The sequence below is a fragment of the Actibacterium lipolyticum genome, assembly GCF_900184935.1.
Taxonomy (GTDB): domain Bacteria; phylum Pseudomonadota; class Alphaproteobacteria; order Rhodobacterales; family Rhodobacteraceae; genus Actibacterium_A; species Actibacterium_A lipolyticum.
In genome coordinates this window covers 1,544,011-1,556,547 of sequence record NZ_FXYE01000002.1, presented here as the reverse complement: position 1 = coordinate 1,556,547, position 12,537 = coordinate 1,544,011, and the positions used below count along the sequence as shown (strand labels likewise).

Annotated in this window: 9 protein-coding genes; 3 read left to right on the top strand and 6 right to left on the bottom strand. The window is 57.7% G+C overall.

Annotated elements, in window-relative coordinates; translation table 11 throughout:
• Window positions 1-79: 79 nt before the first annotated feature.
• The 3 genes from mutT to COL8621_RS16185 are packed head-to-tail and all read right to left on the bottom strand — an operon-like array spanning window position 80 to window position 2,718.
• Window positions 80-478, bottom strand: coding sequence for an 8-oxo-dGTP diphosphatase MutT (mutT, locus tag COL8621_RS16195; protein WP_093968308.1), 399 nt, complete (start codon window positions 476-478; stop codon window positions 80-82).
• On the bottom strand, window positions 475-1,851 hold the full coding sequence (argJ, locus tag COL8621_RS16190; protein WP_093968307.1) for a bifunctional glutamate N-acetyltransferase/amino-acid acetyltransferase ArgJ: 1,377 nt from the start codon (window positions 1,849-1,851) through the stop codon (window positions 475-477). The genes mutT and argJ overlap by 4 nt, the downstream gene beginning before the upstream one ends.
• A gap of 21 nt (window positions 1,852-1,872) precedes the next feature.
• Complete coding sequence (locus COL8621_RS16185) at window positions 1,873-2,718, bottom strand: peptidylprolyl isomerase (RefSeq protein WP_093968306.1); 846 nt, start codon at window positions 2,716-2,718, stop codon at window positions 1,873-1,875.
• Window positions 2,719-2,905: 187 nt separating this feature from the next.
• On the opposite strand from COL8621_RS16185, the gene secA reads away from it, so the two are divergent.
• From secA to COL8621_RS16170, 3 genes are all read left to right on the top strand, one after another.
• On the top strand, window positions 2,906-5,599 hold the full coding sequence (secA, locus tag COL8621_RS16180) for a preprotein translocase subunit SecA (protein ID WP_093968305.1): 2,694 nt from the start codon (window positions 2,906-2,908) through the stop codon (window positions 5,597-5,599).
• 205 nt (window positions 5,600-5,804) lie between these two features.
• Window positions 5,805-6,863, top strand: coding sequence for a hypothetical protein (locus COL8621_RS16175; protein ID WP_141137904.1), 1,059 nt, complete (start codon window positions 5,805-5,807; stop codon window positions 6,861-6,863).
• Window positions 6,864-6,881: 18 nt separating this feature from the next.
• Window positions 6,882-8,438 (top strand): phosphate ABC transporter substrate-binding/OmpA family protein, encoded by a 1,557-nt coding sequence (locus COL8621_RS16170; protein ID WP_093968303.1) that lies wholly within the window; start codon window positions 6,882-6,884, stop codon window positions 8,436-8,438.
• Here the strand turns inward: COL8621_RS16170 and radC are convergent.
• The 3 genes from radC to dnaK all read right to left on the bottom strand — a co-directional run bounded on the left by radC (window position 8,435) and on the right by dnaK (window position 12,388).
• Complete coding sequence (radC, locus tag COL8621_RS16165) at window positions 8,435-9,190, bottom strand: RadC family protein (protein ID WP_093968302.1); 756 nt, start codon at window positions 9,188-9,190, stop codon at window positions 8,435-8,437. The two genes, COL8621_RS16170 and radC, sit on opposite strands and share 4 nt — an antisense overlap.
• A 51-nt stretch (window positions 9,191-9,241) precedes the next feature.
• A complete protein-coding gene (gene dnaJ, locus COL8621_RS16160) occupies window positions 9,242-10,402 on the bottom strand; it encodes a molecular chaperone DnaJ (RefSeq protein WP_093968301.1) in 1,161 nt (386 codons plus the stop codon).
• A gap of 72 nt (window positions 10,403-10,474) precedes the next feature.
• The gene (gene dnaK, locus COL8621_RS16155) at window positions 10,475-12,388 is read right to left on the bottom strand and encodes a molecular chaperone DnaK (RefSeq protein ID WP_093968300.1); all 1,914 of its coding nucleotides are present in this window, start codon (window positions 12,386-12,388) and stop codon (window positions 10,475-10,477) included.
• Window positions 12,389-12,537: the final 149 nt, after the last annotated feature.

The window sequence follows — 12,537 nt, the reverse complement described above, 5'->3', positions numbered from 1 at the left end:
ACAAATTAGCGTCACAATTGCACAAATTTGACGCAGTTTTTAGATGATCCTGTGCGAAAATCGCGAATTTGGGCAGGAATTACAGCCAGTCCCGCAAAATGGGAATCAGTGGAACATCGGCCGCCGGCATCGGATAATCCCTTAATTCCGTGGCCCGAACCCACTTTAGCGCTTGTCCTTCACGTGACTGTGGGATGCCCTCCCATTTGCGGCACGCAAATAGGGGCATCAGCAAATGAAAGTTTTCATAGGCGTGGCTGGCGAAGGTCAGCGGGGCAAGACAGCTTGCCCAAGTGTTGATTCCCAGCTCCTCTTCCAGCTCTCGGACAAGCGCGGCCTCTGGGGTTTCACCAGATTCGACTTTGCCGCCGGGGAATTCCCACAGGCCAGCCATTGATTTGCCTTCCGGACGCTGTGCAATCAACACGCGCCCGTCCACGTCGATCAGTGCGACCGCCGAAACCAGAACAACCTTCATGAGCGATAGTCTGCGTTAATCTCGATATAGCGGTGGGTCAGATCGCAGGTCCAAACGGTCGCGGCACCATCGCCAAGGCCCATGTCCACGCCGATCACCAGTTCGGGCTGCTTCATATAAGTCGCGCCGTCGTCTTCGGTATAGTTGGGCGAAACCCAACCCTTTTCTGCGACCAGAATGTCGCCAAACCGGATCGACAGCAGGTCACGGTCGGCTTTCGCGCCCGATTTTCCAACCGCCATGACGACGCGGCCCCAATTTGGATCTTCGCCAGCAACGGCGGTCTTCACAAGCGGCGAGTTGGCAATCGCCATCGCGACCTTTTTAGCGTCCGTGTCGTCAGCAGCGCCTGTCACGGCAACTTCGACGAACTTGGTCGCGCCTTCGCCGTCTTTCACCACTTGGTGGGACAGATCCAGCATCACCTCTTTCAGTGCGGCGTTGAATGCTACTGCGGTCGGGCCGGAAAGGTCTGTGATCTCTGGCGCGGCAGACTGGCCTGTTGCGGCCATCAACAACGTGTCCGAGGTAGAGGTATCGCCATCAACGGTAATCGCGTTGAAGGTTTCGTCGGTCAGCGTGCTAAGCATCTGTTGCAATGGCACCTGAGCGATTTTCGCGTCGGTAAAGATGTAAACCAGCATCGTCGCCATATCGGGCGCGATCATCCCAGAGCCTTTGGCGATACCGGCGATGGTGATCGTTTCGCCGTCCACGTCGATTTTTGTCGTCGCGGCTTTGGGGAAAGTGTCGGTTGTCATGATGGCGCGGGCCGCATCCGGCATTGTCGCACCGTCAAACCGTTGTGCCATGTCACCCAAAACAGCGGTGATACGATCATACGGCAGTGGTTCGCCGATCACGCCGGTGGAGGATGAAAACACACGATCCTGAGGCACACCAACGGCGGTGCTGACCGCGGCGGTGACGCTTTCGACGGCGGCCTGCCCGCCAGCGCCGGTAAAGGCGTTCGCGTTGCCAGAATTCACGATGATCGCGGCGCCAGCACCACCAGCCGGTTTTCCGATCTTTGCTTCACAGTCCAGCACAGGGGCGGCGCGCGTGGCGGAACGTGTAAACACGCCGGCCATCTGCGTGCCGGGTGCAAGGCGTGCAAGCATTACGTCCAGCCGGCCTTTGTACCGTACGCCTGCTTCTGCAACGGCGAAATCAACACCCGCAATTGTGGGCAGGTCGGGCATTCCCCCCGCCGGAGCGAGGGGGGAAATCATGGGGCCCTTGGAAGGGGTCGCTACCGTTTCGTGCGCCTTGCGAAGTTTTTTGCGCAATTTTGACAGCTTTTTGCGAAGCGCCTTCAGATCACCTTTGGGGTCATCTTTTGCTTTCGCCTTTTTGTTTTTATCCTTCGCCATTCGGGCCCCCTGAAGTTCTGATCAGTCTGCAAGCAATTCCTGATTGCGAAGTGCAGCGGGGTCAATCGCTGTTTCTGGGCGAACGACATTTGCCTTTTCGGTAATGTCGGCAATCGCCGCGTCAACCGCTGCCTGTTGAAGTTCGCCAGCAATCTGTTCGCGCACAGCGTCAAGTTCGGGCTTGGGCTTATCACGTGCTTCGTTCAGCAAGATGATGTGCCAGCCGAATTGCGTTTCAACGGGGTCGGATACCGTGCCAGTTTCCAGAGCGATCACTGCATCTTCGAACGGTTTGACCATCATGCCTTTGGAAAACCAGCCAAGCGCGCCGCCAGATGGGCCCGACGGACCTGTTGATTTTTCTTTTGCCAGCGCGGCAAAGTCACCGCCGTTTTCCAGCTCTGCCTTGATGGCGGCGGCTTCTTCCTGTGTCTCTACAAGGATGTGCGAGGCGTTGAATTCAGGCTCTGCTTCGACGCTGGCGAATTTTTCGTCATAGGCTTTGGCGATCGCCTCTTCGGTAACCGCACCTTCGGCGATTTCGTTCAAGGCAACACCGGCGATGAACGCACGGCGTTCGTTTGCAAGCGCAAGAAGCGATGCTTTAGACAGGCCTGCTTCGGCGGTTTGGGCAACTGCAGTCTGGCGGACCAGCTGTTCCAGAATAGCGTCGAAAAGAACGCCATCTTCCAGCGCCTGATACTCTGGCGGAAGCTGCCCGGTCATGACGATCATTTCACCCAGGGTGATGTCTTGGCCGCCAACGGTGGCCACCACGGTGTCGGCTGTGCTGTCCTGCGCAAAGGCGGGCGCGGCAAGCCCAAAGGCAAGCGCGGCGGCAAGAACGGTTTTCATTGGGTTCGACATCTAGGCAACTCCTTTAAGTCGTGCGGTCTGGCGACGTTGACACTACTAGGGCGGGCGCTTACATCCCAGCAAGGTCCGAAAGTGCCGAGCCGCCCTAATTTTCCTTGACCTACCTAGGGGTCACGGGCCGGGCGGGCAAGGTATCCCCTTTCACGATCGCGAAAAATGGCCACCAAGCGGAGAAAACATGCTGGGCATCGGAACACTCGCCAAAAAGGTTTTTGGCACGCCGAATGATCGCAAAGTCAAAGCAACGCGTCCGCTGGTGGAGAAAATAAACGCGCTTGAACCCGAGTTCGAGGCGTTGAGCGATGAAGAGATCATCGCAAAAACCGCCGCCTTGTCGGAACGCGCGAAAGCGGGCGAAAGCCTTGATGCGCTGCTTCCCGAAGCGTTTGCCAACTGTCGCGAAGCGGCCCGCCGTGCGCTGGGCCTGCGTGCGTTTGATACGCAGTTGATGGGCGGTATCTTCCTGCACCAAGGCAATATCGCGGAAATGAAGACCGGTGAGGGTAAGACCCTTGTTGCCACTTTCCCGGCGTATCTGAACGCGTTGACGGGTAAAGGCGTGCATATCGTTACGGTCAACGACTATCTGGCCAAACGTGACGCGGAATGGATGAGCAAGGTTTACAACGCGCTGGGCATGACCTGCGGCGTTATTTACCCGATGCAGCCCGACGAAGAAAAGCTGGCGGCGTATAAGTCCGACGTAACCTATGCCACGAACAACGAATTGGCGTTTGATTATCTGCGCGACAACATGAAATCCGACCTCGCGCAGATGGCTCAGCGCGAACACAATTTCGCGATTGTCGACGAGGTTGATTCGATCCTGATCGACGAGGCGCGGACGCCGCTGATTATTTCCGGGCCCAGCCAAGACCGGTCTGAACTTTACGTCGCAGTTGATGCCGTTGTTCCAAGCCTGACCGAAGAACATTTCACGCTGGACGAAAAACAGCGCAACGTCACCTTCACCGACGAAGGTAACGAGTTCATCGAACAAGAGCTGTTGAAGGCAGGCATCCTGCCCGAAGGTCAGTCGCTTTATGATCCGGAAAGCACCACCATCGTGCACCACGCTACGCAGGCGTTGAAAGCACACCGTCTGTTCCAGAAAGACAAAGACTATATCGTGCGTGACGGCGAAGTGATGCTGATCGACGAATTCACCGGCCGGATGATGGCCGGCCGCCGTTTGTCGGATGGCCTGCACCAAGCGATCGAAGCGAAAGAGGGCGTCGAAATTAAGCCCGAAAACGTGACGCTGGCCTCGGTCACGTTCCAGAACTATTTCCGGCTTTATAACAAGCTGGGCGGCATGACCGGCACGGCAGTGACCGAAGCGGAAGAATTCGCCGAGATTTACAGCCTTGGTGTGGTCGAAGTACCCACCAACCGCCCCATCGCCCGTGAAGACGAACATGACCAAGTATTCCGCACCGCACGCGAAAAGTTCGCGGCAATCGTGGAATCGATTCACGAAGCGCATAAAAAGGGCCAACCTATTCTTGTTGGCACCACCTCGATTGAAAAGTCCGAGTTGCTGTCCAACCTGCTGACTGAAGCGGGCGTAAAGCACAACGTTCTGAACGCGCGTCACCACGAACAAGAAGCCAAGATCGTGGCCGATGCAGGCCGTTTGGGTGCGGTGACTATCGCAACCAACATGGCCGGCCGCGGAACCGACATTCAGCTTGGCGGCAACATCGACATGCAGGTGATGGAGGCGCTGGACGCCGATCCAGACGCTGACCCAGAAGAGGTGCGCGCGCGTATCGCCGCCGAACACGCCGATGAAAAAGCCAAGGTGCTGGAAGCGGGCGGTCTGTTCGTTCTGGCAACGGAACGTCACGAAAGCCGCCGGATTGATAACCAGCTGCGCGGTCGTTCAGGCCGTCAGGGTGATCCGGGCCGTTCATCGTTCTTCCTAAGCCTCGAAGATGACCTGATGCGCATCTTCGGGTCCGAACGGTTGGAAAAAGTGCTGGCCAGCCTTGGCATGAAAGAAGGCGAGGCGATTGTTCACCCGTGGGTCAACAAATCCCTCGAAAAGGCGCAGGCGAAGGTCGAAGGCCGTAACTTCGACATTCGTAAACAGCTGCTGAAATTCGACGACGTGATGAATGATCAGCGTAAGGTGATCTTTGGCCAACGCCGCGAAATCATGGAAACCACCGATCTGTCCGAGATCGTGAAAGATATGCGCGATCAGGTGATCGACGATCTAGTGGATGTGCATATCCCTGAACGCTCTTACGCCGATCAGTGGGACGCCGAAGGGTTGTATGCCGCTGTCATCGAAAAGCTGGGCATCGACGTGCCGGTCATCGCATGGGCCGAGGAAGAAGGCGTCGACGACGGCGACCTGCGCGAGCGTATTGAGAAGGCCGCAGATGAAGCGATGGCCGCGAAAGCCGCGCAGTTCGGCCCCGAAAACATGCGCAACATCGAAAAGCAGGTTCTGCTGCAGACGATTGATGGCAAGTGGCGCGAACACCTGCTGACGTTGGAACACCTGCGTTCGGTTGTGGGTTTCCGCGGTTATGCGCAGCGTGACCCGCTGAGCGAATATAAGACCGAGGCGTTCGCCCTGTTTGAAAACCTGCTGAACGCGCTGCGTCTGGAAGTGACAGACAAGCTGGGCAAAGTTCGCCCGCTAAGCGAAGAAGAACAGGCTCAGATGATGGCCCAGCTGGTAGAGCAACAGCGCGCCATGCAGCAAGCCGCCGAAAAGCCTGCCGATTCGCCACAAACCGTTGTCGCAGAAGGGTTTGACGAAAATGACCCTGCATCTTGGGGTAACCCAGGCCGCAACGACTCGTGCCCATGTGGATCGGGCAACAAGTTCAAACATTGCCATGGTCGTTTGGCCTGATTTCTGCCGCAGTTTTTGACATTATCTGGGCACGGCGGACTCCATATTTATGGAGTCCGACCGGATTTGGGTGACGTGACGCAACGCCGCTCAAAATATGGGGGGCGATTTACTGTCTCCTATTCCGAAACACTCCCCCGTGCTGCCACGGACTTGCCCGATTTCGCGTCTAGGTTTAACCGGAACCAAAGGGAAAGGCGCTGCCGTGAAACTTGACCGTAGGTATCTTATTGCCGGGACGACGCTGTTTCTTGCGGCGGGGTCGGGACACATCGTTCAGAACGCAGATCGCTGGTTGGGTGAGGATGCTGGGGTTGTTGTACAGCCCGAAAGCTCTCAAGCCGACTTTGACAGTTTTGACGTTGAAAATGTTGTGCCCTTGGCGGGCGTCGCTGATGAAATCGGCGAAGCATCCGCCGCCATTCCGACCGGGGGCATTTCCCTGCCGGGTGTTCCTGATGTCGCCTTTCGTGCACCAGTTTTAAGTACGTCCACTGCCGGGTTGGGCCCGCGCATGAAGTCTGTCGAGCAGAACTATAAGCCGATGAAACACGTCGGTGATAACCTGAACCAGTATGGCCTTCCCTGTGACACTGATGTGATCGCAGAACCGACAGAGGCCGCCATGGTGCGTGTCACGCTGTTCGCGGCCTGCCGACCTGATCAACGGGTCGAGGTTGTGCATAACAAGCTGCGCTTTTCTGTTTCTACGTCGAACACCGGGGGCATGACGACATTGATCCCGGCGCTGGAAAAAACGGCGAATTTCGCGCTAAAATTTCCAGATGGCGAGGTTCTGACCGTCGCGGCCGATGTACCAGATGCCGATGATTTTCAGCGTGTCGCCGTTCAGTGGCGCGATAAAAATGAAATGCATATCCACGCCTATGAATTCGGTGCGGGCTTCAACGATGACGGCCATGTCTGGGCGGGTTCGCCACGATCACCCGCGTTTGGCGCGGGTGGTAAGGGCGGATTTCTGACCACGCTTGGCGATCCAGAGATGCGCGCGCCATTGATGGCCGAAGTCTACAGTTTTCCTCGTGGGGAAAGCCGCAACACCGGGGTTGTGCGCGTCAGCGTCGAAGCCGAAGTGACGAAAGCCAATTGTGGGCGCACCATCGCCGCTGAAACTATCCAGCCGGGTGTGGGTGGAAAGCCGCAGGCGGCGGAATTAACCATTTCGGTGCCTGCCTGCGACGCTACGGGTGAATTTCTGGTGTTGAAAAACATCCTCAGAGACCTGAAGATCGCGCGCAACTGACGCGAAGCGGTCTTAAACATGATCCGAAATCTTTTTGGCGCGGCGATTTTCGCCGCGTTTCTGTTCTTTGGCTATGGCTCAGCCGCGTTTGCGCAGGATGTGACCCTTACCTCGCGCGACGGAACGGTCGCGTTGGAGGGTACGCTTTTAACCTTCGACGGCGAATTCTATAGCCTTGATACGGCCTATGGCATTTTGGTTCTGGATGGGCAGGGCGTCGTGTGCAGCGGCCCCGGTTGCCCCGATCTGGAAGCTTACGTGGCCGAGTTCACCTTTTCCGGCGCACCAGGGCTGGGCGCGGTTCTGATGCCCGCCCTGATCGAAGCCTACGCCGCGCGGCGCGGGCTTGCGCTGCACCGCATCGTGCTAAGCGATCATGACTTTCGCTATGTGCTGCGCGACGAGGACGCCGGGCGAGATCTTGCGCGGATCGGGTTTCGGATCACCTCGACCGCCGAAGGGTTCGCCGACCTGCTTGCGGATGAGGCAGACATCGTGATGGCCGTCCGCGAGGTTAGACCAGACGAGGCTGAACGCGCCGCCGAAGCAGGGCTGGGCGACCTGTCTGTTCCGGCGCGTAGTCGGATCGTTGCATTGGATGCGCTGGTGCCGATCGTGGCGCGGGGCAACCCGGTTCAATCTATCGATGTGGAAACGCTGACCGCGATGCTGGCCGGAGAGATTTTGGACTGGCCCGCGCTGGATGAGCCGGTGATTTTACATGCGCGCACGCCCGACGCGGGGCTGCAACAAGCCGTCGAAGATCAACTTCTTGCCCCGCTTGGTCGGGCGTTTGCCACGGCGGCCGTCCGACATGAAAGCGATACAGATTTGGCGGATGCCGTCGCGCTTGATCCAACCGCGCTGGCTGTTACCCGCTTTTCGGAAATCGGGAATGCCGTGCCGCTGATGGTCGAGGGGTCGTGTGGTATGCCGTTGGCCGCCACCCGGCGCAGCCTGAAAACCGAAGACTACCCTTTTACCGCGCCTCTGTTCCTTTACACGCCCGCGCGCCGCCTGCCACTTTTCGCGCGGGAGTTTCTGTCGTTCCTGTCCAGCCCACCCGCGCAGCTTGTGGTGCGCCGTGCCGGGTTTGTTGATCAAGGCCGCGAGGCCATCGGGTTGGATGAACAGGGCATTCGGTTTGCCAACGCGATCAGCAATGCCGGAAGCGAGGTTCCCCTGCCAGAGCTTCAGCGCATGGTGAACGCCCTAAGGGGCGGTGTGCGGCTGACCACCACATTTCGTTTTCGCGGCGGCTCGACCGAACTTGATGCGCAATCCTCTGGCAACGTTGCCGATCTGGCGCGGGCCTTGGAAAGCGGGCTCTATGATGACCGTGAACTGGTCTTTGTCGGTTTCAGCGACGGCGAAGGCGAGTGGGAGGTGAACCAACGCATCGCACGCCGCAGGGCCGAAGCCGTGCGCAAGGCGGTGCGCGCCGCGGCGATTACGGCTGATCCGTCCCGTATCCGCCTAACGGTCGAAGCATTCGGAGAGGCGATGCCGATGGCGTGCGACGACACCGAATGGGGTAGCGGCGTGAACCGCCGGGTCGAAGTTTGGCTGCGCTAAAGATACCCAGCAGAGCGGAAGCTCAACTCTCGTGATTTTCCGACAATGATGTGGTCATGCAGGGTCAGGCCAAGCGCGTTGGCGGCATCGTCGATCTGGGCGGTCATCGTGATGTCGGACTCGGATGGGGTCGGATCGCCCGAAGGGTGATTGTGGACCAAAATCAGGGCCGAGGCGTTCAGTTCCAGCGCACGTTTTACCACTTCGCGGGGGTAGACAGGAACATGATCCACGGTGCCGCGCGCCTGTTCTTCATCCGCGATCAGCACGTTTTTACGGTCCAGAAACAGCACGCGGAACTGTTCTGTTTCGCGATGGGCCATCGTTGTGTGGCAGTAATCCAAAACGGCGTCCCAGCCGGAAATGACCTGCCGTTCCATCACGCGGGCGCGGGCTAGGCGATGTGCGGCGGCCTCGACGATTTTCAGTTCCTGCACCACTGCATCGCCCACGCCATCAACCTCTTTCAAACGGGGGATGGGCGCGGATAGGACGCGGTTAAAGTCACCGAAGGTTTCCATCAGCCGCCGCGCCAGCGGTTTGACGTCTTGGCGTGGAATGGCGCGGAACAGAACCAGTTCCAGCATCTCATAATCCGGCATGGCGGCGGCACCGCCGTCCATGAAACGCGCGCGCAGGCGTTTACGGTGGTCGCGGATATAGGAAGGCAGCTTTTCCCCGGCCCTTAAGGGCGGGCTGGCCGATTCGAACATCGGCAAATGGGGTTCTGAAAATGCATCGGGTCGGCTCATAGGCCGACCCTTGCAAAACTTGCTAAACGAAAGGTTAACGCCAGTAAGGTGTTAGCTTTTCATACCATCCCAAAAATGCTTCACCTTCGAAAAGAAGTTGCTGCTTTCGGGGTTGTTGTCTTCGCTTAGTTTATCAAACTCGCGCAGCAATTCTTTCTGGCGCGAGGTCAGGTTTACAGGCGTTTCAACGGCCAGTTCGATGAACATGTCACCGTGTCCGCCACCACGCAGCCCGGGCATGCCCTTGCCGCGCAGGCGCATCTGTTTGCCGGTTTGGCTGCCAGCGGGCACTTTCACCCGGCTGCGGCCACCGTCAATCGTCGGCACCTCGATGTCGCCGCCAAGCGCGGCAGAGCTCATCGAAACGGGAACGCGGCAGAATAGAGATTGACCGTCGCGCATGAAGATCTGGTGCTCTGCTACCTCGATAAAGATATAGAGGTCACCCGTCGGGCCACCGCGCAACCCGGCCTCACCTTCGCCAGCAAGGCGAATGCGCGTCCCGGTTTCAACACCCGCGGGGATGTTGACGCTAAGCGAACGTTCTTTTTCAACGCGACCCGCGCCGCCACAGGCGTCGCATGGGTTCTTGATGATCTGGCCCATGCCTGAACACGTCGGGCAGGTGCGCTCTACGGTAAAGAAACCCTGCTGCGCCCGCACTTTGCCCATGCCGGAACATGTGGGGCAGGTTGTCGGCTCTGCGCCGCTTTCCGCACCGGTTCCACTACAGACAGTACAGCTAACCGACGTCGGAACGTTGATGGTTTTCTGCATGCCAGCATAGGCATCTTCCAGATTGATGCGCAGGTTATAGCGCAGGTCAGAACCGCGGGTGGCACGTTGCCGTCCGCCGCCACGCCCACCGCCGCCGCCGCGGAAGTCACCAAACAGGTCGTCGAACACGTCCGAAAACGCCGAAGCGAAATCGCCTTGGCCGCCATACGCACCACCGCGCGCGCCGCCACCCATGCCGCCCATACTTCCGTCAAAAGCAGCATGACCATAGCGGTCATAGGCGGCTTTCTTGTCCGGGTCTTTCAGCGCCTCATAAGCCTCGTTCACTTCTTTGAACTGGGCTTCGGCGTTTGGATTGTCAGAGTTTCTGTCAGGGTGAAGCTCTTTGGCCTTCTTGCGATAGGCCTTCTTTAGCTCGTCGCCCGTTGCACCTTTGGTGGCGCCCAGAACCTCATAATAATCGCGTTTTGCCATTAGCTATCCCTCTCGGGGAACACGCGAGGGCCAGCCCGGGAACCCGGACTGGCCTCAAGGGTTCCAGCGCGATTAAGCGCGCTTGTCGTCGTCCAGATCTTCGAAGTCAGCGTCTACGATGTCGTCATCAACGCTGCGCGGCTCTTCGTCGCCTTCTGGCGCTTCAGCCGTTTCTTCTTGCTGAGACTTATAGATCGCCTCGCCAAGTTTCATCGCAGCTTCGGTGACGTTCTGGATGCCAGACTTGATCTTACCCGGATCGTTGGTTTCCAACTGGTCCTGCAGCGCGCTGATGGCCAGTTCGATCGCTTCGATCGTGGTTGGGTCAACCTTGTCCTTATGCTCTTCCATCGACTTCTCGGTCGAGTGGATGAGGCTTTCGGCTTGGTTAACCGCTTCGACCAGCTCTTTACGATCTTTATCGGCCTCGGCGTTTTCCTCGGCGTCTTTGACCATTTGCTCGATGTCGGCATCCGACAGACCGCCGGAAGCTTGGATCGTGATCTTGTGCTCTTTGCCGGTGCCTTTGTCTTTCGCGGTCACCTCTACGATGCCGTTGGCGTCGATATCAAAGGTCACTTCGATCTGTGGCATGCCACGTGGCGCTGGCGGGATTTCTTCAAGGTTGAACTGGCCCAACATTTTGTTGTCGGCGGCCATCTCACGCTCACCTTGGAACACCCGCAGGGTCACTGCGTTCTGGTTATCCTCGGCAGTCGAGAAGACTTGCGACTTCTTCGTTGGGATCGTGGTGTTACGGTCGATCAAGCGTGTGAACACACCGCCCAGCGTTTCGATACCCAAGCTCAGCGGGGTAACGTCCAGCAGAACAACGTCTTTCACGTCACCTTGCAGAACACCGGCCTGAATGGCGGCGCCCATGGCAACTACTTCGTCCGGGTTCACACCTTTGTGCGGCTCTTTACCGAAGAACTTGGTCACTTCTTCCATGACGCGCGGCATGCGGGTCATACCACCAACAAGAACAACCTCGTCGATGTCGGATGTGGACAGACCGGCGTCTTTCAATGCAGCCTGACAAGGCTTCATCGAAGCTTTGATCAGGTCAGATACAAGGCTTTCCAGCTTGGCACGGGTCAGTTTCATGACCATGTGCAGCGGCTGACCACCGTTCGGATCCATCGAGATGAACGGCTGGTTGATTTCGGTCTGCTGGCTGGACGACAGTTCGATCTTGGCCTTTTCAGCAGCTTCTTTCAGACGCTGCAGGGCCATCTTGTCTTTCGACAGATCAACACCGTTTTCCTTTTTGAATTCGTCAGCAAGGTACTTAACGATGCGCATATCGAAGTCTTCACCGCCAAGGAACGTGTCGCCGTTGGTGGATTTTACTTCGAACAGGCCGTCGTCGATTTCCAGAATGGTGATATCGAATGTACCGCCACCAAGGTCATAAACAGCGATTGTCTTGGTTTCTTTTTTGTCCAGACCATAGGCCAGCGCGGCGGCTGTCGGCTCGTTGATGATCCGCAGCACTTCCAGACCGGCGATTTTACCGGCGTCTTTGGTTGCCTGACGCTGAGCATCGTTGAAGTACGCCGGAACGGTGATAACCGCCTGCGTTACGTCTTCGCCCAGATAGGATTCTGCGGTCTCTTTCATCTTTTGCAGGATGAAGGCCGAGATTTGCGATGGGGAGTATTTCTCACCCTGCACTTCAACCCATGCATCGCCATTGCCGCCATCGACAATGGAATAGGGGACGTGCGTTTGGTCTTTGGTCACTGCCGGGTCGTTTGCACGACGACCGATCAGACGCTTTACAGCGAAAACCGTGTTTGTGGGGTTCGTCACTGCCTGACGTTTTGCAGGCTGACCCACAAGGCGTTCACCGTCGGTGAAACCGACGATAGAGGGCGTCGTACGCGCCCCTTCTGCGTTTTCGATCACACGGGGTTGCGAACCATCCATGATGGCGACGCAAGAGTTGGTTGTCCCGAGGTCGATCCCGATGACTTTGGCCATAATAAACTACCTCTTCATTCGGCGATGTTTTGGCGAACGGAGCCTTGAAAAGGCCTCTGCCCGCCGATCCCAATGCGGATGGAACTGCCCATAACCGCGCTTCTCGGCGTATATAAGGAGCGGGCATGACGCCTGCAAGCGGGGCGACT

Excerpts from the sequence above, each read along its gene's own strand:
- dnaK (WP_093968300.1), bottom strand. The coding sequence starts at position 12,388 with ATGGCCAAAGTCATCGGGATCGACCTCGGGACAACCAACTCTTGCGTC.
- argJ (WP_093968307.1), bottom strand. The coding sequence starts at position 1,851 with ATGGCGAAGGATAAAAACAAAAAGGCGAAAGCAAAAGATGACCCCAAA.
- COL8621_RS16170 (WP_093968303.1), top strand. The coding sequence starts at position 6,882 with ATGATCCGAAATCTTTTTGGCGCGGCGATTTTCGCCGCGTTTCTGTTC.
- radC (WP_093968302.1), bottom strand. The coding sequence starts at position 9,190 with ATGAGCCGACCCGATGCATTTTCAGAACCCCATTTGCCGATGTTCGAA.
- dnaJ (WP_093968301.1), bottom strand. The coding sequence starts at position 10,402 with ATGGCAAAACGCGATTATTATGAGGTTCTGGGCGCCACCAAAGGTGCA.
- mutT (WP_093968308.1), bottom strand. The coding sequence starts at position 478 with ATGAAGGTTGTTCTGGTTTCGGCGGTCGCACTGATCGACGTGGACGGG.
- COL8621_RS16185 (WP_093968306.1), bottom strand. The coding sequence starts at position 2,718 with ATGTCGAACCCAATGAAAACCGTTCTTGCCGCCGCGCTTGCCTTTGGG.
- secA (WP_093968305.1), top strand. The coding sequence starts at position 2,906 with ATGCTGGGCATCGGAACACTCGCCAAAAAGGTTTTTGGCACGCCGAAT.